The following is an 18702-nucleotide window of genomic DNA, read 5'->3' as shown; positions in this document are numbered from 1 at the left end:
CGCCCGGAAGGTACATCAATGGGTCGCCGCAGTCGGCCTGGATCCGACCGCCTACGGCGCACATTCGAAGCGGCGGACAAAGGCGACATTGATCTACAAGCGAACGAAGAACCTGAGAGCAGTTCAACTTCTGCTTGGGCATAGCAAACTCGAAAGCACCGTTCGATACCTCGGTATAGAGGTCGACGATGCGCTTGAGATCTCCGAGCAAACTGAGATCTAAGAGGTCCCGCGGCCGTGCGACAGGCTGTTGGTCGCTGCGGCCGCCTCGCGCTTTTAGCGCGCCGCTCCTCTCAGCCACGAGCCGCCGGTCGAGGTCGCCGTCCAGTTTGAACAGCTAAGGTCTCGTCCGCCCCCGCTCGATGGCCGGTTTCCGGCGAGCAAAATGCATGTGGCGGTGCCTCAACCCGGCCGGGTGCAGTCGTTCAACGATGACCGCTTTCGGTTAGACTAGCCGAACATAAATATCACGGCTCAAAATCCCGCAGTGTCTCCTGCGCAATGTCGTGCGCAAGCTGAGCTCCATTTCGAAAGTCATCAATGTCCGATCCGCATAAAGTCTCGTACGACCAGCCGACAAAAAACGATGTGCGTCGCCAGGCCCTTTCTCATGCGGTGGAACTGATCACCTCAAGACGAGAGAATGCTGCGATCGTTCCGGCAGACCACACGAAGCGCATTCGTGATCATTTGTTCCAAGACAAGTTTTACGGCGACCGCGCTGTGGCACTTGCGTGCGAGCCTAAGGATCTCGAGTCTTGGCGCAGCTTCCGCCTTCAAACGGTAGGCACCCGAACGTCGTCCGAAATCACAGTCGCCTACCTCGCTGGACCGGAGCCCAGTAATGACATGTCGGTGTTGCTGGAGCTAGGTGTTCGTCCCGAGAACATTTGGGCATTCGAGATTGATGAGGAGACTGCGGACGCCGGTCTGGAAAAGCTTCGAGAGCTGCGCGCGAGAGGAATCAAGTTCATCCCGGTGGGAATCGAGGACTTCTTCATCGGCACGCCTCGCCGATTCGACATCATCTACTTTGATGCCTGCGGAGCCTTCCCGAGCAAAGAATCTAATACGCTGCGCGCCTTAGCGACCATGTTTCGGCACTCGGCTTTGGCGCCACTTGGAGTGCTGGTCAGCAACTTCGCCTGCCCTGACACGTCCCAATCCGGCGTGCTCGACCGCTATAGTTTCTTGATCGGAGCGTATCTCTACCCCAAGAGCTTTATGGAGTCGAAGAACGGTGGCTCCATTGAAGGCCCGCCGACTCACGGCTACATCTTCAACTACTCGCCAAGTGCCGAGGATGAGATTGACGATGACGATCCGCCAAAGGATTTCATCGACGAGGTGAAGACGAATTTTGAGCATTACTACGGGCAATTCATTACTCGTAGCCTGATGGATCTCGCGACCATCGTCGCGCCCATGTCTCGACTCATGTCAGGGGATCTTTGGCGGGTCGCATTTGATGCCGACCTGAAGAGTTCTATCAGGCGAGGTAAGCGACTCGTGGTCTTCAAGCCGGACGTAGCTGAGGGCGAAGAGGCTAAAGTCGACTGTGGTCAAGAGACTTCTGCTGCCTTGCCAAACGTCCCAGGTGATGCAGACTGCAACTCATGGGTCCAAGCCGAGCTCGAAAGTCACCCAACCCAGGACTGGGAGACCGACGGTGACGCTATCTGCAATCCCGAATTCTTTTCACTGATCTGGACAATGGCGGCGTGCGGCCGCTATGAAGGGGCGACGGAGTTCGCGGCCGTCCGCAAAGGTGCGGAGAGTCTAGTCAGGACGTGGCGTGGGGGGCTGCTTGGAAAAGTCGAGCAGAACGAGCTCAAAGCTGAAGGCAAGAAGCTTGAAGACTTGATCGCGCTCTTCTATGCATGGCGTCACGACCAGTCCCTTTGGACGCCGGCGATGCGGCGCATTGGAGACTTTCCGTACCGGGACAACATGCCGATGTTGTGCGACGTGCCGACAACGGAGATCGGCTTCTATCCCGTATTTGCGCAGCTTGCCTATCCGGCTCACCCGAACGTTAGGGAGTGCAAGCGGTTTCGCTATGTTGCCGAGGCCAAGGTGACGTCAATGTTCATGGATGTCATCGCCTTCGATGAATGCCGATATGTCCACGACTGGATTTCTGCCCTGCACTTGACGCCGGAGGACTGGGAAGATCTGTCGACCCAGCTCACCTTCCGCTTTGCGCTCGACGGTATCGCGCGCGAAAAGCGCTGGATTGGTGATGATTTTCTCTACGGCTGCCACGTCGTCGGCGAATCCAAAGAGTTCCCCATGAGCGATCTTGAGCCCCGGCTAGATTTGTCACCGTCAGGGCTGCCACAGGTCACGCCGCCCTCCACGGATGGCGACGGGGCTGCTGCTACAAAGCTCGAGGCCACCCCGGAATGACTGAGGGGCACCTGTCGTAGTAGTTGCTTCGACGATCAGTTCTTGCAACCTTAGCCCCGGCGCCAACTACGAAGACAGACGCGCGGAGCGACTGCTTTACGGACGCGAATTCCACGACGTGAGTGGCTGCAACGGGTCGCGAGTTCGCATTGGCGGACGGCGTGACCGGTCATTCGAGACAGGCTGACGTGCGAACGACCGGAAAGCGGCGCTCAGCCGCCTGACCAAAGTCGATGCTCGAATGACGGCAATGGCCGACAAGCGACCTGCATCAACAACGCGGCTGACGCGGCGATCGCGTCGTGATACCTTTTTACTGAGTACAGGATCACCAGCTGCGCATATCATGTTAGCGACCGAAAATCGGTCGCCACGACGCTGACACGTCGGTCTTGAACGCGAGCGTCCCAGGTTTGTGCTCAACCGGCAATTGGGATTGGGGTTCTGAGCGCCTGCGGTCCCGCTTTGACCCGGATACCTGAGAACCTTCAATGGCCATCCCGAAGATCGGCTCTGCAGAATGGGTTGAGACCCAGATTCAGCACTACCTCACGACCGGAGACTATGACGGCTTCTTCGTCGGCTGGTCAGGGGAGGCTTTGAATATCACTGCTTCACGCGCCACACAACAGTTGCGCGCTGCGCTCATCGCTGACACTCTGCTCCGCGCGAGGGATTTCGACCATCCGAGCTCGATGCCAGAGCCGATAGAGCCGTGGCTTCGCGACAAGCTCAAGCCCATGGTATATGGCCTTTTTTCCGCCTTCGAACGGGAGGTCGTTCTCCGCACCCTCGTAGGAGGCATCGTCTTTCTCACGCCGAGCAACATCGTACAGGTATTGACCAGGGAGAGGTGGCTATCTACCGCATGGAAACTGGCGAACATCTATTTGGACAGTCTGGGTGCTACTCCGCTTCGAAAGCAGTCCGCTCGCGTTGTCGGTTTGAGCCAGGACACTACTTGCTATGTGTCCCTGACCTACTTTCGCGATACCGATCCCTTCGCTGACTACGTCGTGCATGAAGCCGCCCATGTGCTGCACAACTGCCGCCGCGCAGCGATAGGGCTGGCAGAACGCCGGAACTGTCCGAATCCGCTCGACATCGCCTTTGGTAAGCGGGAGACGTTCGCCTATGCTTGTGAAGCATACAGCCAGATACTCGTGTCAGCTCCCGGAGAAGCCGCACGGCAAGCGGCCCTGAGCCGCCATCAAGAATACGGGTTGCCTCCGGATGAGGGCGTCGACCATGACGAATATATGGCCATCCTTGCGGATGCGATCCAGGCTCGCAACGGATGGCGTCGCATTCGAGAGCGATGCGCACGTTGATTACAGTCGCCATCTCCGCCTGAATCTCGGCATTCACAAAACTGGAGCATGCAATGTCGGCCCCATCTCACGTCTACACCATCTCGTGCGTAGCCAAGATGCTTAATGAACCAGAGGAATGGCTTGAAGAACTGGCCAATATGAACCTCGAACCGGAGGACGGCTGCTTGGGCGTCATAGATGACCTTGACGTGCCGCCCGACAAGGTGATCTCGATCACCGCCTTCACTGACGCTGGCATTGAAGCACTCAAGGAACTCGTAGCAGACGCTAAGCGTGCAGACTTGGGAACGTATGAGGGCGCTGAGTGACAGCAAGAAGCAGGAAGTCGTTGCATCTAGCGGAACTGACGAAGTCGAATAGATGTGATCTGGCCGTAAACGTGAGAAGGACCCCGGTCATGGTCCCGGCGACGCGAGCAGCAGTACGCATCTCGCATGTGGAAGTGGACAAAATGCGTCGCGGTGAAGCCCGCAACGTTGCATAATGGGACAACGCCTCTGCCGCGATATGCCTATGTCTCGCTCGACGACAAACCGCCCCACTACGTGCAAACCGCCTCGCGGCACGTTGGCTCGTTATCGAGAACGAATTGTCGAGGTGCTGGGCGAGGCCCGCGGCCAACGCGTCATGATCCGGTCCGTCCATGCGGATGGAGCCGAGCGCCGCACTGCGGTGAAACTGGTCAATCTGCTACCGTTGGATAGCCAGCTCTTTTAAGTCGCGGACCAGTCCCCGCCCACCCACGCTCGCTAGCGCGTTCACGCGCCGTTGATCGCTTCTTTGAACACCTTACTGGCCGTTCTGACAGTTTTCGCGGCCGCCGTGCGGCCACATCGCTCGCCGCCGCTCAACCTCGCCGAAGGAGTGGCCGACTGATGCGCGTGCAGCGAGGCGCGCGCCACAGTGTCGGCTCCTGCGGCCTGCTATCATTCCGGGGTACCCATTGAACGCGGACTCCTTTCGTTCTCTTATTGCAGCATGTCTTATCGCAACCCTCGCTCGCAAGTTTCTCGTTCGCCGTCCCGCAAACCTCTCAGTAAAGAGATGTTGCTGCCTCTGCCGTTATCCGCGGCGCGCAACGTTGCGTTGTCCAACCATTTGACTTTCGCTGCCTGTCGCGCTGGCGCTGAATCTGCGTATCTGGTTAACGGGTTGATCGAATTGGTCTACGTCACCTACTTCGTGCAAGATGCGGGCTATGGGCAGACGGACGTCATCATCTATGGGCGCGCCGAAGCGGCTCTGGAGCGCTGCCTGCAGCGGGCGGAAACGGAGAGAATATGGACAGTCGATGCGGCCGAGCTGCCCTTGTTCCAGGCGGTCTTGCAAGAGGCAGATCGTCAACTAGCGGGTGCGCCCCGATACGTTCATCTCGAAGCTCGGGAGAAGCTCGAGCGCTTTGCTGCGAGCGGGCGCGGCTCGCCGCTGATGTCCGCCGCCCGCGGTCAATGAAGGGAATATATTCGTCCAGCGGCGATTGCACCCCGGTAGTTCGCACGAGTTCACAGCCGCTTGCCGAACGCTGACTGTCGGCGCGACCTAAGCACATTGAATTGAAGCAGCGACCGACGCTTTCAGCGACAATCGTCCGGTAACAGCAATCGCCGATATAACCTTAGCGTTGAAACTCACGCATTGCATCGGAGTTCCACCATGAGTCAACCCCGCGGGCCAAATGCGGGATATCGAGGCAAGTCCAACAATCGGCGCCAACCTCAACATCCGGCTAGCTCGAGTCGCCCTGGACGGGTCCAACCGCCCTTCAAAGCGAGTGATAGCGCACCCGCCCAAGCGTCCATCATTAAAACTCGTTCGTTGAAGTTTCTCGTCGATGCCGTCGGCGCGGAGAATATTGCGTTAGGCCTAGACTCCAGCTTGACGCGGATAGCAGAACTCCTGCGGGGTGAACGTTTCACGCCCGAGACCGCCTTCCACATGGAAACTGCGCTCCGGCTGCCTTCCGGCTTTTTCGACCAACATCATCCTGCACTTGCACCGGAGGTGATCGCTCGCCTGAAGTCGCCGCTCGAATTCGTGCGCGTAGACGAGGCTAGCGATGAAGGCGACGTTGAAGAGCCCTCCCTCCTTCCGAATAATCAAAATCCGTCACTGCCTGCGAGCAGTTTGTCCGAGGAAGCAAAAATGCGATCGAAGAGTTCGAAGGGCGCGCCTGCCGCGACTAAGGCTCGGTCAGCGGAGACCCCTAAGCACGCAGGCGGCCGACCATCCATCGTTGGAGGTGCGTCCAACCACAACGGGCCGCGTCAAGCGACTCAGCGAGAACGAGCCCACTCGGAAGGCGCGGCCACAGTTGAGGGGATCAGGCGGGCCAACCTTCACGTCCTCACCGGACGCAACGGCTCCAAGGTCAAGCTCGGCGCGGTCATGGGACTGACCGGATCGAATATGGCTCATCGGCTGCACGGCAAAAAGCGCATGGATGACGTTGAAGCACAGCGCTTCACCGAACGGCTGGGTCTTCCCGAAGGCTGGCTAGACACGCCTCGTTTGGATACCGACATCCCTGAGTCAGTGGTGCTGCTTCTCGCACCTGCTTCACGCGCCCGTGGGCACACTCTCGCGCTGCCGGCATCCCCCGCCGCGCCGAACCACGACACGCTCGACGCAGCCGCTCCCGCAAGCCAGAGCGACGTGGTCCTGTCTAGCACTTTGAGCGACGCGCAAGCTGCGGCATCGCCGACCGATGCACAGGGCGGGCAAGGCGGCGTGATTGGTCGTGAGGAAAATGAACTCAACGAGGCAGTTGCCGCTCCCGCCGACGAGCGTTTTGACGCAGACGAAAGCAAAGTTGCGGACGCCGTTGCTCGACCAGCGGAGTCACCGCTCGCCCCTGCTGCACCCCCGCGAGCCGCCGCGCCCGCCATCTCCACGTTGCAAACCCGCCTGGACGGTCTTGACGGAATAGCACCGATCGCAGAGGCTCTTTTAAAGACGCTCGCCGGCAAGGCGCGCACCGGACGGTTGGACGAATTGAAAGCACTCGAATTGTTGCAACAAGCAGTTCTGCTTTGACGAGTCGAGGGCCGTCCTAAACGCGGCGCTTCTCGAGTCACCGTTCGCGCTGCGCGTGATGCGTCTTGCCAAGGCAACGATTCGACGACCGCCGCCGAAAAATTCTTGGCTCTCGCTGTCGTTGAGGTTCGCTAATTCCTCAAGCCCGAGACGCCGGAACACGATCTTCTTGGTAGCGGACTTCCTCTGTGGCGCGACAACGCCTCAACTTATTCAGGCGACACGTCCGCTCCGCGTGCGAATAGCCTCTGGTCCCACACGACAGGCTGCGGCGCCGAGACGACTAAACGTCCGGCATCCGGATGTGCCGGGTTGACCACGGCATTACATTCCGCTCGCGCCACGACCGACGGTACCACCAGCACCGCTGATCTTCCCTCCTCGATCCACTTGTCGCCGAAACGGCGCGCGACCTCCGCATCTGGCGCATCCCAGCCCGCAGATAACTCTTCGACGCTGGCGCGCTCGATCGTCACGTCCTTCGGGACCTCGACCTCGACCCATACGTGGTGCTTGGGTACCTTACCGATCCGCGCGTGCACCAGCACCTCAAGCATCGCCCCCGCGAAATTCAGCGCGCCGTAAATGACGGGACGGCCAGGGCTATTGAAGCGGCCACCGACCAGCATCGCCCCAGTGCCACTCCACACCGGATGACGCCGATCCGCAATTCTAAAAATCCGCATCAGGCTGGCACCTCAACGACTTCCATGCAGGAGGTCATGCCGGCAGCCCATAGAACAGCTTCCACAACAATTCCTCGACGCGCCGCGCGCCGAGCTCGCTCAAGGCGACCTCCACCGGCGTACGCCCTTCGAGCAACGGGTGCATCGTATTTAGAAACTCCCGCGCATCACCCTCGTCGTCCCATACATAACGCGCGGTCGCGACGATTCGGGCGAGCCGCTCCGTCTTCTCAGATTCGTCGGGACTGAGCTTGTCGCGGCGACGTTTGAAGGTCGCCTCCGGCACGATGCGCGCGAGCAAGGCGCGCCGTTCCTCGGCGCTGCGCGTCGCGTGCTCGACGCCTTCTCGGAGCGCGGACTTTGGGAGGCCCTCACGGACCTGCGCGTCGAGTTCGGCCACCGAATGCGGGACGCGCGGCAGCGCCATCACGGCGGCGATCTGTTCCGGCGAGACCAACAGCATGGCAACCTCCAAATGGATCACTTGATCCTTCATTATAGACCAAATGATACGAGTGCGCGATTCTCCCCGATGCCGATGCCGATACTGTCCGAGCCGCAAATAAGCTCGGTTTGGGTAGGCCTCCGCGTTTTGACCTCAGTTCCGGTTCAGGCGTCGTGCCTTGCGCCCGGGAAGGCGCTCGCCGAGGGCAACCGGCTTGTGTTACTGCTATCACCCCATCCAAGGCCGCCTACCACGGTAATTTCCGTCTCTCGTTCGCGGGGCTGTAGACCGGCCGGCCTAATAGGAGGCATGCGACGCTCCAACGCCCTCGCACCGGCGGACATCATTTCAAGCGTGATAAGTCGTATTATCACGCTTGCGTTTAATGGGTAAAATCAGGGGGTAGGGCATCTACGTCCCGTCCAGACCGCCTCGGACCAACGAAAAGAAGCCGCCCATGGCCAACAAACCGCAGACCATCACCAAAAGCCGCGCGGCGTACACGCGCAACCACTTCGCCGCGCTGCGGGCGCACGTGCAGCGGATCCCCGCGTCGACGATCACGCGGCTGTATTTTTCGGACGACGAACACGGCAACGAAGCGACACCGGGCTGGGTCGAGTCGTTTCTGCGACGCATGCAGGCGGAACTGGTTGAACTGGCGCTTGAGCACGGTTCGTCGGTGCTGGCCGATCACCTGAAGTCGTCGGCCAAGGCCCACGGCAGCGCGCGTCTGACCGCGGTCACGCTGAAGATGGTCGAGCAGGCGGCGCTGTTGGCCGTTGCCACTCCCGAGCCGACGCACGGGGTCGGAATGTGGTTCCGCCCGCTGGTCGCCCGACGGCTGAAAGACGCGGGCATCCACACACTGGCCGATCTGGTGGACTTCTGCAACCGCCGGGGCGGGAGTTGGTGGCGGGCGGTTCCGCGCATTGGGCCCGGGCGCGCACAGCGGGTGGTGTCGTGGCTACGTCAGAACGAAGACGCAATCGGCGCCCACGTCGGCGAAGACGTGTCGCTCGACGATCCATTGTCGGCACCGGAAAGCAAACTCGTCACGATTGATACGGATTCGGGCGTTCTGGTACCACTGGAGCGTGTGCGGCTGCCGAACGAACTGTCGGGCGCCCGCGGCCTGAACCGACACGCGAGCTTCCCGTACATCTTGGCGCACAACGACCTCGAGGCGATCCGCGCCTACCTGCACCGCTACCGCGAGCAGCCCAAGACCCTGCGCGCTTACACGAAGGAGCTGGAGCGGTTCCTGTTGTGGACTCTAACCGTCAGGCGCAAACCGCTCAGTTCCCTGCTGGCCGACGATTGCGAGGCCTACCGCGACTTCCTCAAAGCGCCCTCGCCGGCTTTCGTTGGTCCGCGCCAGTCACGGGGGAGCGGTCGCTGGCGGCCGTTTGCGGCGAGCGAACTGAGTCCTGAAAGTCAGCGGTATGCGGTCCGCGCGCTGCGGGCAGCATTCGCGTGGCTGGTCGATGTCCGCTATTTGGCAGGCAACCCTTGGAGGGCCGTATCCGACCCCGTTGTAATTGAGAGAGAAAATGTTCTGAAAGTCGAACGCGCCCTGCCCGCCGAGCTCTGGGCGCGCATGCGTGGTTATATCGACAGCCAATGCAAGCCCGACACGGCGACCCATTGGCGATCGGTGCGCGTCGCGCTCCTCTTAGCTGCCGACTCTGGTCTTCGCCGTGAAGAACTAGCGGGCGCGCGCAGGGAACGAATGTCGCCGACCACCTACGGGGACGGCGACGATATGGTGTGGCAGTTGTCGATCATCGGTAAGCGGAACAAAGAACGAACCGTGCCGGTCAGCCCCGCCACCATCGACGCGCTGGCGGCACACTGGCGCGATCGCGGCGAGCATTTCGAGAGCGCAAGCGCCGGACCCCTGCTCGCGCCGATTTTCATCCCACCAACCGCGCAAGCCCAAAGAAAGCACGCCGACGGGAAGCCGCTGGGCTATCACGTGAACACTGTCAACTTACTGATGGAGTGGGCCAGGAAGCGGATCATCAAAGGGATGCCGGATCTGAGCACCGACGATATGAAGCTGCTAGCGGGCACGTCGACGCACTCGTTTCGCCATACCTTCGGCACACACGCCGCGGCCGAGGCAGTGCCGCTCGATGTGGTGCAGAAGATTCTCGGCCATGCGTCGCTACAAACGACGTCCATCTACGTTCAGGCGGAAAAGCAGCGGATGCTTCGCGAGGCGGCAGCGTTTTACGGCCGTCCGAAACCAGAGCAGACTCCTTAATGGCGAAATAATCGTTCGACACTTGATAATAGTTGATAAGCGGCTATTATTAGCACTCATTCGGAGGGCACAACCATGATCAGCGCAGACCTTGGACAGCAGCTCGAGGGGTACATTGCGAGGCTTGTCGAGTCAGGACGCTACGGCTCGAAAAGTGAAGTGCTCCGAGAAGGGGTGCGACTAATCCAGGATCGCGAGACGCAGCTTGCCGCGCTTGATGCAGTGATCGAGCGAGGCATCGCCGATTCAGACGCAGCTCGAGGAAAACCCGCCGAAGAAGTGTTTGACCGGCTGGAAGCCAAGTATCAGGCGATGGCGAACCGCAAGGCATGATTGTTCGTATCCTGCCTGGCGCCGAGGCGGAGCTTGAGGCCATCGGCGACTACATCGCCCGCGACAATCCACGCCGTGCCTTGAGCTTCGTTCGCGAGCTGCGTGACAAGTGCATGACCCTCGCAGACATGCCCCTCGCCTACCCGCTTGTGCCTCGTTATGAGGATCGCGGCGTGCGACATCGCGTTCACGGCAGCTACCAGATTTTCTATCGTGTCACTGGGCAGCCAGAGCGCATCGACGTCATTCATATCCTGCACAGCGCCCGCGACATCGCCTCTATCCTCTTCCCGTAGACAACTGCGAAGAAGCCAGGATCGCAAAAAGGCCCAGGACCTTTCTGGTGCTGGGCAAGCCATCGGCTATGCCGGTGGCGGAGGTGCTAATAAGCAATCTGGCCGTCTGCGGTATCCCGGCAGCGGCCAGTTCTCTCTAGTACCTAACGGGAGTTACTTGGCTCGCTCGGTCGATTAGTGACCGAAATAGACAGGGGCGATGCTATTGCCGGTGTGAGCCGGGCCGCCCGATGCCGATGCAGTGTCGGCGACGCCACCGTAGCTGTTCTGGCCGTTCTGTGCCGCGACCTTGGCTTCGGCAGCTTGGATCTGCGCCGGGTACGTCGTGCGATCCATGCTCGGGTTGTAACCAGCGCGTTCGAGCTGCACCAGTTCCGCCTTCACTTGCGCGCGCGTGACCGGCTGACTTTGCGCGAAGGACGAGACTGCCGGGACGGCGAGTGCGGCGGCGACGATGAGAGTTGCGAGTTTCATGATGCTTACCTCCAGATCTTTGTTCTTCGCAAACAGCCCTGTTTGCGTTTCAGTGATCTCAGTATAGGTAAGCGTCTGCTTAAGATTAATGAGCGATCGAACAACAAATCGTTGCAGTATTCGGGATACCCCTAACTCGCCGGACTGCCCTCGCCTCGTCCCTACGACAGTTTCACCGGTGAAACTCGCCGCGGAGTCGCCTCGTCCTTTCGTTGTTCAGTAAGAGGCGCAGTTTTTCGAGCGCAACGAGTTGACCATGCCCCTCTCTCTCGCCAGCACTTCTCAATTACCTGCTGAAGCTGGTACGCCTCGTCGACAACTCCACGGAAGCGCTGTACCTCTAGGACCAGACGCTGCACGTCGGGGTCTCGCGCCCTATACCGGCACCAAAGCACTCTGAGCTCGTGACAGCGAACTGGCAAGAAACTAGGAAGCGGCATGAGGATGGAAGTACTGTATAGATATACAGCACTCTAACGCCTTTTGGCTGCTTCCTCCATATCCTCGGCCCTTTCTCAGTCACCCATTTAGGCGGACAGGTGAAATTCAGTATATCGACTTTAGCCGCGAGGTCGCGCGCTATTCACTGCGTCTCCCGCCGTCCAACGCGCGACTGTCGTTTTCGAAACCGCCAAATCTGCGGCGATTTCGCGAAGCGACCTCCCAGCTGCGGTCATACGTCTGGCTATGGCGCGCTTGTCTGCGCTGTCACCCCACCGTGCTTTGACGCGACCAGGATTAGAATCGGCGTTGCGCTTGAACCGTACGTTCATCATCGCCACCTGGACCAGCGCTGCAATCTCATTGGTCCCAGTCAGCAGCTCTTCGGTCTCGTCTAGCGGAACCTTGAACTCAAAGACCATTGCAGTCTTGCCGCGGCGTACTGCCAATTCCACTCCCTGTTCGGGCCGCACTAACAACAGCTCCGCCAAAATTTGATCCGTTGTTCTACGGCGAGGTGCGCCCAAGACCTTTTTTGCACGCGCCGTCAACTCGCTTTCGCCGATTGCGTTTCGCATTTTTACGAGGATAGCGCCGAGGTCATATGTGAGCCGCTTGAGCTCAAAGAGCTGTAACACCTCGGTCGGTAGCTCCGATATTGCAATCGCTTTTGCAAGAGCCGTCCGGTCCCACGCCGATGAAGCAGCGACGGCAGTTACCATCGACGTCCACCGTCCCTCCTCGACTCCTAGCTTGTACTCGGCGGCCAGTGTCAATGGCGCGATAGCGCGAACGTTTCGTCTCGGTGGTCGCGCATCCCTACCGTCAAGAAGGTCGATGATTTCTGACCAGTGCAGTCCTAGCGGATCGATTTCCGTCGCACGCTGACAGAGCAGGTCGGGACCGTGCTTTCGAACCAGCCTTGTTAGGTCTCTAGCGGTCTCCTGCCAGATTCCGGCGGTTTCGAACAATGCCAATACCGGCGGCGGCAGCTTCGAGACAGCAATAGCGCGGTTTAGTGCTTCCGCAGTCACCTTAGGAGTGAATCGGGCGAATGCAGCGACCGCTCCGCGTTGAGTTGTCCACGACGTGCCAAGGCCCGAGTGGTAGAGCTCGGCCAGTGCGAGAGGATCGCGAGATATCGGTGTGCCAGCTAGTGCGGTCATTTTTTTGTTCCGTTGCCGCGGCGATTATCTGATACAGCAGCCCCGCGCAAAACGGCGAAAGACGGCGAATTCTTTGTTCTTTTCGGCCTATGTGTAAACCGAATGGGGTCCGTCCTACCGGCCATTAATCACGCATCGGCCGCGTCGGCTTTGCTGCCGCCCCCGTCGGCAGCACTCAGCGTTTAGCTGGCGAGCGGACTGTCTGGATGTCTACCTCTGGTGCCGGCGAGGGAGAAGACGCCTCATCGTCGGGCGGCTTCCACGCCTTTGCGCATCTCAACCATTACACCGAGGCCTCGCCGTCAAGTTCGCGGGTCCAACTTTCGATAAGCTGTTTCATGCGCTCAGCTAGCATCTGTTGAGATTCGCCATCGACGCCTTGGAGACTGAGTTCAGTCCTTCCGTCGGCGAACAACTTCAATTCGCCAAGAGGACCACCATCACGCCGCTTGAACTGAACTCGCGATTGGTAATGAACACGCCTCGAACCTGCCCGGCGCGTCGGTGCTTCTGCGGAAGCAGCTTGTTCAAGCCGTCTCACGCTCGCTCGGCCTTCCAGAATCTCTTGAAGCCAATGTTCGGCTACTACCTGCCCTCCTCGCTCGAGAATGAGTTTGAGGTTGTACGCATGGGCAAGACCGACAGTATCGGAAGACTGAGCCATCCGGCTTAAGAACGAGGGAGGTAGGCTGTTAAGGAGTATCACCTTGTTCACGTGTGTCGGCGCTTCATTCACGGCCGCGGCAAGCTCTGAGTAATCTCGGTAAATGCCTTGTTCGAGAAGGCGGCTCCACGCAATTGCGTCGTCGAAAACCGTTTGCGCGTCGCGCTCTTTGTTCGCCTTGTATGCTCGAAGATAAAGTGCCTTATTTTCCAGGCGCTCTTCGTGCAACTCCGCGTCGATGTACTCTGCGCCGCGTGATTTTGCTGCGCGTACCCGCCGTTCGCCGTCGATGATCACCCATTTTCCGGGATACTCCGAAAGCCGAGTTACCTTAATAGGCTCAAGTTGTCCGTCCACTTCTAGGCTGCGAGCCAAGCCATCAATCGTCTCAGCGCTATAAAAAGTTCGAGGGTTGTAGGGGTTCGAAACCGTATCTGCAATCTTGATTTTTTGCCTCGGGACTCTCGTCGCCACGTCATCGCCGTGAAACGGCGGCACACCGACAACCGTTGCTGCGTCCCTCAGCGCAATCTCGGCGACTGCATTCTTTTGCAGGCGCGCCTCCGCAGATTGACGTTCCAAAGCCATGCCGGCTCTAACCCGGCTAGTTAGGTTTAACTTAGCCATGCGACACCTCTGCAGCCTCTTCCTCGCTGTTCAACAACTCCACGAGTTCGTCGAAGAGAGCGTTGATTTCCTCTTTGGCCGGCTTCACGCCGCGAATCCCGCGGACATCAAAAACCGTTCGTCCTAGTGCCGCCGCCTGCGGATAGACCTCTCGCTGCCGTACCGCTGTTCGTAGGAGCAACACATTGCTTTCCCGTAACACCTCGCTCATTTGCTTATGTAAAACAGTTTTCGAATTCGTTTTACTGACCAAAATTGCAAATTTACCGGCTTTGTTATGGAGCCGTGTCCGCTCAATCAGTGCCATCATGCCTTCGCTACTCCAAAGGTCGAGAGGCGACGCATTGGTTGGAACTATGGTTGCATCGGCAACTGCTAGGACGCGACCGGTTGTTAAGTCGTCAATGTTCGGGGGACAGTCGACAAGAACGACGTCGTAGTCGTCCGCCAATCGCCCGATCTCGTTTCCGATGTTCTTTTCAAGCTTGCGGACCGCCCCCACGCGGAAAGGGAGCGGCTTTTCAGGATCTGCAGTCGCAGCCCAACTCATGCACGACTGCTGTCCATCCGCGTCGGCAACGAATACCCGATAGCCCGAGGCGGAGAAGGCTCCCGCCAGGTTCATCGTTGTCGTCGTTTTTCCTACCCCGCCCTTCTGATTCGCGACTGCGATTACGAGTCCCATCATCGGCTCCGGAATATGTTCAAGAAATTTTTCTTGCGATTCTACAAGGAGGCGCGGTCAGAATCTAGAAATTACTTTAGGTACGAACCCGTCGTTGTGGATTAGTGCGGAATTGGCACTGCCACGTGGGTATTGCTTGATCGAACCGAAGCATTGGCAACATGCCCTTGCCGTCGCTAAGTTGCTCGCTATCCATTACTGCGCCGGCGGCAAGCGCGGTGGGCGTTTAGTCGCCTTACCGTCCGCCAAGCCGTGTGCGCCAATGTCGCCCGTCGACACGCGATCAATCCAGAATTTCATCTTATGAATTCGTTCCGACACGGTGTCCGCGCCGTCACACTGCCTTGCAGTGCTCGTCCCGCACTACCACGTGGTAGAACCGCAGTTGCCCTGAGCTAGCTTTCTTTCGACCCACTAACACTTGGCAGCAGTCGCCCAAGGCTACGGCTCACGTTACGCACTACCACGTGGTTGCCACGCAGTCGCCCAATCGCCGGGGTTCGCGTTCACACTTCCCGAGGTAAGCGAGCGCCCACTGCGACGGTCCTTGTCCCGTACTACCACGTGGTAGCGACCGACACTGCGTAAGCGACGGTTCGTGAGCCGCACTACCACGTGTAAGCGACGCACACTGCGTAAGCGACGGTTCGTGTGCCGCACTACCACGTGGTAGCCACGCAGACTCTCTGGACGACGGTTCGTGTGCCGCACTACCACGTGGTAGCCACGCGGACTCTCTGGACGACGGTTAGTGTGCCGCACTACCACGTGGTAGGCACGCAGACTCTCTGGACCGACGGTTCGCGTGCCTACGACGTGCTAGGCACACGCGGGCCCCCACGGCGACTGCTCGCGCCGGAGTCTCTAGTGCCCACATTGCCGTCATTGCCGCATGCATAGTAAGCTTCGAGACAGTTGCAAACACGAGGTAGGGGGCGCGGGGCTTACAGACGAAGACGAAGCGACCGCGCTCGCGTCGCTACACAGGTGCGCCCCACGAAACCTTTCGGGAAGTCGCGCACGAATCTTGGCTGAGAAGCGGAGCCGTCGCCGAGGAGGAGATGTAGTGTGGAGCTTGACGCGCTGGCATGTCACGAGCAAACAAACGTGGATACCGGGTTTGGAACATTTTAAAAATTATAGAATTAGCGAAAACATTCAAATTACTTCTAACCGATTAAGATAATCGGCAAAGCTCGCCCTTGCAAGCGGGTGGGTGACGTCAGGCCTGCTGCCGGGCGACAGTTTTCGAGCTTGTCGAAAATGCTTTCCTTCCGGAGAGCTCAGGAAGCCGTCCCACAGTTCCTGGCGGCTGCTCTCCGGAAGTTGTGCCCAATACTCATCCATCCGATTGCTTTGGTGCTTCCGAGCCGCGGTCCGACGCCGCTCCAGCTCCCGCTCACGGCGTTGATTATCTTCTAACAGCGCCGCCTGCTGCCGCTTTTCTCGGAACAGTGATAGTTCGGCCTTCTCCGAATTCGTTAGTAGATAACGGTCCTCTTCGTCTCGTAGGGCACTTCTAAACAAGGAGAACCAATTTTTAACGGGGTTTTTCTGTCTGTTGAGAACGTAGCGATACAACAAGACATCAGATATTGCTTCGATTCGTTCTATAGGGAAAGCTTCTGCAATTTCTTTAATCTGCTTCTGATTGAGACCGAATTCTTCCCGAAGTTCTTTGTACCGGCCCGGGTCAAGGTAGGCACTCTCAGACAATAGTTTGCTGTTGGGATTTTGAACTATGACGAAGTTAAGTGAAGTGACGAATCGCTTCTCCCGGCCATATCGCACCGAGGCGAAAATGTCGCCCAGCGACTCAAGCTCCACTAGTGCCGGTTGTATCACTCTCATACTCAGACGTTTGAACTCCGTATATTCCTCTGGGCCAACGCCCATTCGCTCTCTGAATTCGTCGAGAGTCATGTAACCCGTCTCTCCTCGCCAGAGGTTTTCTCGCAACAACTCATATAGGTTGAGGGTGTATTTGCTTTTGAATCGCGCGTTCATCCTCATCGAGACGTGATGGTACCGATCCGGCGCGGCGTACAGCCTGCATAGGAACGCCGGAATCTTGTAGTGTAGGGTCGTCCCTTCGATGAGAACATCCTGGATCATCTGCGTTGAGAACCATCGATTACCATCCGGAATCTGCATTAGCGCTTGCTGCATCTCTGACAGTGACGCTTTCAAGTAGGCGTAGTCGTTCACGTTGTGGTCCACTAACCACGATAGATAATCAAGCGAGACCGAGAAGACTTGCTGCGTCGACATTGTCGGACGCGCGACGAAAATGAGAGCGTTATGCAACTTGCTCTGCAGAAGCTTTAGCGGGTTTATAAACCGTACTCGCTGGCTGACTTTTTTCAGAAGGAGTTCTTCTTTTACTTGGGTAACCGGGACCCCTTCCCTGAAAAGATCGAGACTCTGCTGGTAGTTCCTCTTGCCCTCTGATTCGTTGCTCAAATAAAGCCGCGCCATGTCTATAGAAGATAGCCTCTCAAGAAGCGCAGCCTCATCTTCTTCAGTGAGGACCTCGACGGCATCGCTGCCGAGCTCGGCGATTGACGCGGTTGTAGCAGGGTTGGAAGGGGCTACGCTCGCTACAGCGACCGGGACCAAGAGTTGATTTTCAATTTTTCTGTTCCTGACGCCCATACTCCCTCCGACGATGTAGGCGCTACTATGACCGGCTCCAAGCCCCATGTCAAAAAAGGTATGTAGTCTTCTCGCTCCGGTCACCAATAAATGTAGTCCTGAAGGCGAAGTTGTGCGGCTGTCAACGGTCGCAACGACCGGGCATGCGCCCATAAACGTAGTCTTTAGGATGTTGCGGTACCACAACGCGAGACGGCCAAGGCAGAAAGAACCGTGAGTGAGCGGGGGAACCCTCGGTTCCTCGCCCGAGCGAGGCATCGATGACCCCTTTACTGTGGCGAAAGACGGAACGTGGTCCTCTTTGGCACTCAACGCCGTACCGGACCATTCGTGAAGACTACGTTTATCTGGCGCATTGTCGGACTACCCTTCCGGAATCGCGCTTTTAAATTGGCGGAACAGCCCGTATGGGTGCGCAGGGGCGCTAACCACGCGTAAAGACTACATCCATAGGGGCCTCCCGAGGAAACGGCCCAATAAATGTAGTCTTTCGGGGGAATTTTGCGGACAGGCGGTGGTAGCACCCCGAGACATGTAGTCCTGGAAGCATTGGCTAAGTCGGTTTCGTCGAGCGTCAGCAGGGTTCGAAGCCTTGACCAGTGCCTTCAATGGGTCGGTGCCGATCTTTCCCGGGTCGATCTGATCTCTAAGTATCAATCTAATCTCATCTGTTAACGTCAGCTAACCCGTTGATCCTTAATCAGATTTATGCTCGCAGGACTACATTTTTAGTGGTGATAACCCCGAGAACTGTAGTCTTTGCGGTTCAGGACTACTTTTGTCGGGAGTCGCAAGACTACCTTTGTGGTGGTTCAGGGCTACGTATGTCGGTGAAAGACTACGCCTATAGGTGTAGTCCTCAGCAACGCTAGGCGTTGGTTCGGAGTGTGATCTCCGCATCGATTGACGACAACGCCTGTATGCGTCGGCGTTGGAACCGCGCGAGCCTTTATCCCTGAACAGGTGTTACGGCTTGGTCGCCCGCAATGGGTCGAAGTTGCGTTCATCCGCGCGATCGGGTCCACATGCGATGGGTACTCTCGAGGTCTCACCGGCACGTAACCGCCAGACGCACCCCGATCAACAACAACTCCAAGGCGAGTTAGCAACCAGTCACGGAAGTGACTGCTCGATGCCTTACTGCGCAGATAGGTACTGATGTCGCCTTCGCCGGCCCAGAAGAGG

At 58.3% G+C, this 18702-nt stretch carries 16 protein-coding genes; 9 read left to right on the top strand and 7 right to left on the bottom strand.

Features of this window, described 5'->3' with window-relative positions; translation table 11 throughout:
• From BG57_RS23690 to BG57_RS23660, 6 genes are all read left to right on the top strand, one after another.
• Positions 1-223: tyrosine-type recombinase/integrase (locus BG57_RS23690; RefSeq protein WP_152562674.1), on the top strand; the 223-nt coding region annotated here is incomplete at its 5' end.
• Positions 224-540: 317 nt separating this feature from the next.
• On the top strand, positions 541-2409 hold the full coding sequence (locus tag BG57_RS23685; protein ID WP_035968692.1) for a class I SAM-dependent methyltransferase: 1869 nt from the start codon (positions 541-543) through the stop codon (positions 2407-2409).
• 491 nt (positions 2410-2900) lie between these two features.
• Positions 2901-3740 (top strand): hypothetical protein, encoded by an 840-nt coding sequence (locus BG57_RS23680; protein ID WP_035968690.1) that lies wholly within the window; start codon positions 2901-2903, stop codon positions 3738-3740.
• Between the two features lie 53 nt (positions 3741-3793).
• Entirely contained in the window at positions 3794-4051 is a 258-nt protein-coding gene (locus BG57_RS23675; RefSeq protein WP_035968688.1) for a hypothetical protein, read from the top strand.
• A 736-nt stretch (positions 4052-4787) separates the two neighbouring features.
• Positions 4788-5195 carry a hypothetical protein gene (locus BG57_RS23665; protein ID WP_035968686.1) on the top strand — a complete coding sequence of 136 codons (408 nt, stop codon included), beginning with the start codon at positions 4788-4790 and terminating at the stop codon, positions 5193-5195.
• A 201-nt stretch (positions 5196-5396) separates the two neighbouring features.
• The gene (locus BG57_RS23660) at positions 5397-6776 is read left to right on the top strand and encodes a hypothetical protein (protein WP_035968683.1); all 1380 of its coding nucleotides are present in this window, start codon (positions 5397-5399) and stop codon (positions 6774-6776) included.
• A 209-nt stretch (positions 6777-6985) separates the two neighbouring features.
• On the opposite strand, the gene BG57_RS23655 is transcribed toward BG57_RS23660, so the two are convergent.
• Together BG57_RS23655 and BG57_RS23650 are read right to left on the bottom strand one after the other, a co-directional pair.
• The gene (locus tag BG57_RS23655) at positions 6986-7462 is read right to left on the bottom strand and encodes an RES family NAD+ phosphorylase (RefSeq protein ID WP_035968682.1); all 477 of its coding nucleotides are present in this window, start codon (positions 7460-7462) and stop codon (positions 6986-6988) included.
• A gap of 34 nt (positions 7463-7496) precedes the next feature.
• Positions 7497-7925 (bottom strand): antitoxin Xre/MbcA/ParS toxin-binding domain-containing protein, encoded by a 429-nt coding sequence (locus BG57_RS23650; RefSeq protein WP_035968713.1) that lies wholly within the window; start codon positions 7923-7925, stop codon positions 7497-7499.
• A 439-nt stretch (positions 7926-8364) separates the two neighbouring features.
• Here BG57_RS23650 and BG57_RS23645 point away from each other — a divergent pair, with 439 nt between their 5' ends.
• From BG57_RS23645 to BG57_RS23635, 3 genes are all read left to right on the top strand, one after another.
• Complete coding sequence (locus BG57_RS23645; RefSeq protein WP_035968681.1) at positions 8365-10176, top strand: site-specific integrase; 1812 nt, start codon at positions 8365-8367, stop codon at positions 10174-10176.
• Positions 10177-10251: 75 nt separating this feature from the next.
• The gene (locus tag BG57_RS23640) at positions 10252-10509 is read left to right on the top strand and encodes a type II toxin-antitoxin system ParD family antitoxin (protein ID WP_035968679.1); all 258 of its coding nucleotides are present in this window, start codon (positions 10252-10254) and stop codon (positions 10507-10509) included.
• Positions 10506-10805, top strand: a complete 300-nt coding sequence (locus BG57_RS23635; RefSeq protein WP_035968678.1) for a type II toxin-antitoxin system RelE/ParE family toxin — start codon at positions 10506-10508, stop codon at positions 10803-10805. The genes BG57_RS23640 and BG57_RS23635 overlap by 4 nt, the downstream gene beginning before the upstream one ends.
• 174 nt (positions 10806-10979) lie before the next feature.
• Here BG57_RS23635 and BG57_RS23630 read toward each other — a convergent pair whose 3' ends face one another.
• The 5 genes from BG57_RS23630 to BG57_RS23610 all read right to left on the bottom strand — a co-directional run bounded on the left by BG57_RS23630 (position 10980) and on the right by BG57_RS23610 (position 17517).
• Entirely contained in the window at positions 10980-11279 is a 300-nt protein-coding gene (locus tag BG57_RS23630; protein WP_035968676.1) for a DUF4148 domain-containing protein, read from the bottom strand.
• Between the two features lie 560 nt (positions 11280-11839).
• Entirely contained in the window at positions 11840-12886 is a 1047-nt protein-coding gene (locus BG57_RS23625; protein ID WP_035968674.1) for a helix-turn-helix domain-containing protein, read from the bottom strand.
• Between the two features lie 283 nt (positions 12887-13169).
• Positions 13170-14138: a ParB/RepB/Spo0J family partition protein gene (locus BG57_RS23620; protein WP_229754096.1), complete on the bottom strand. Its 969-nt coding sequence runs from the start codon at positions 14136-14138 to the stop codon at positions 13170-13172.
• Positions 14139-14169: 31 nt separating this feature from the next.
• Entirely contained in the window at positions 14170-14865 is a 696-nt protein-coding gene (gene parA / locus BG57_RS23615; protein ID WP_025527597.1) for a ParA family partition ATPase, read from the bottom strand.
• 1155 nt (positions 14866-16020) lie between these two features.
• Complete coding sequence (locus BG57_RS23610) at positions 16021-17517, bottom strand: replication initiation protein (RefSeq protein WP_160174745.1); 1497 nt, start codon at positions 17515-17517, stop codon at positions 16021-16023.
• Positions 17518-18702: the final 1185 nt, after the last annotated feature.

Origin of the sequence: Caballeronia grimmiae, assembly GCF_000698555.1 — a bacterium.
Classification (GTDB): Bacteria; Pseudomonadota; Gammaproteobacteria; order Burkholderiales; family Burkholderiaceae; genus Caballeronia; species Caballeronia grimmiae.
This window is presented reverse-complemented; position numbering and strand designations above follow the sequence as displayed.

Coding starts and splice junctions, on each gene's coding strand:
- BG57_RS23625 (WP_035968674.1), bottom strand. CDS start 12,886: ATGACCGCACTAGCTGGCACACCGATATCTCGCGATCCTCTCGCACTG.
- BG57_RS23675 (WP_035968688.1), top strand. CDS start 3,794: ATGTCGGCCCCATCTCACGTCTACACCATCTCGTGCGTAGCCAAGATG.
- BG57_RS23685 (WP_035968692.1), top strand. CDS start 541: ATGTCCGATCCGCATAAAGTCTCGTACGACCAGCCGACAAAAAACGAT.
- parA (WP_025527597.1), bottom strand. CDS start 14,865: ATGATGGGACTCGTAATCGCAGTCGCGAATCAGAAGGGCGGGGTAGGA.
- BG57_RS23650 (WP_035968713.1), bottom strand. CDS start 7,925: ATGCTGTTGGTCTCGCCGGAACAGATCGCCGCCGTGATGGCGCTGCCG.
- BG57_RS23645 (WP_035968681.1), top strand. CDS start 8,365: ATGGCCAACAAACCGCAGACCATCACCAAAAGCCGCGCGGCGTACACG.
- BG57_RS23655 (WP_035968682.1), bottom strand. CDS start 7,462: ATGCGGATTTTTAGAATTGCGGATCGGCGTCATCCGGTGTGGAGTGGC.
- BG57_RS23680 (WP_035968690.1), top strand. CDS start 2,901: ATGGCCATCCCGAAGATCGGCTCTGCAGAATGGGTTGAGACCCAGATT.
- BG57_RS23630 (WP_035968676.1), bottom strand. CDS start 11,279: ATGAAACTCGCAACTCTCATCGTCGCCGCCGCACTCGCCGTCCCGGCA.
- BG57_RS23640 (WP_035968679.1), top strand. CDS start 10,252: ATGATCAGCGCAGACCTTGGACAGCAGCTCGAGGGGTACATTGCGAGG.
- BG57_RS23610 (WP_160174745.1), bottom strand. CDS start 17,517: ATGGGCGTCAGGAACAGAAAAATTGAAAATCAACTCTTGGTCCCGGTC.
- BG57_RS23635 (WP_035968678.1), top strand. CDS start 10,506: ATGATTGTTCGTATCCTGCCTGGCGCCGAGGCGGAGCTTGAGGCCATC.
- BG57_RS23660 (WP_035968683.1), top strand. CDS start 5,397: ATGAGTCAACCCCGCGGGCCAAATGCGGGATATCGAGGCAAGTCCAAC.
- BG57_RS23620 (WP_229754096.1), bottom strand. CDS start 14,138: ATGGCTTTGGAACGTCAATCTGCGGAGGCGCGCCTGCAAAAGAATGCA.
- BG57_RS23665 (WP_035968686.1), top strand. CDS start 4,788: ATGTTGCTGCCTCTGCCGTTATCCGCGGCGCGCAACGTTGCGTTGTCC.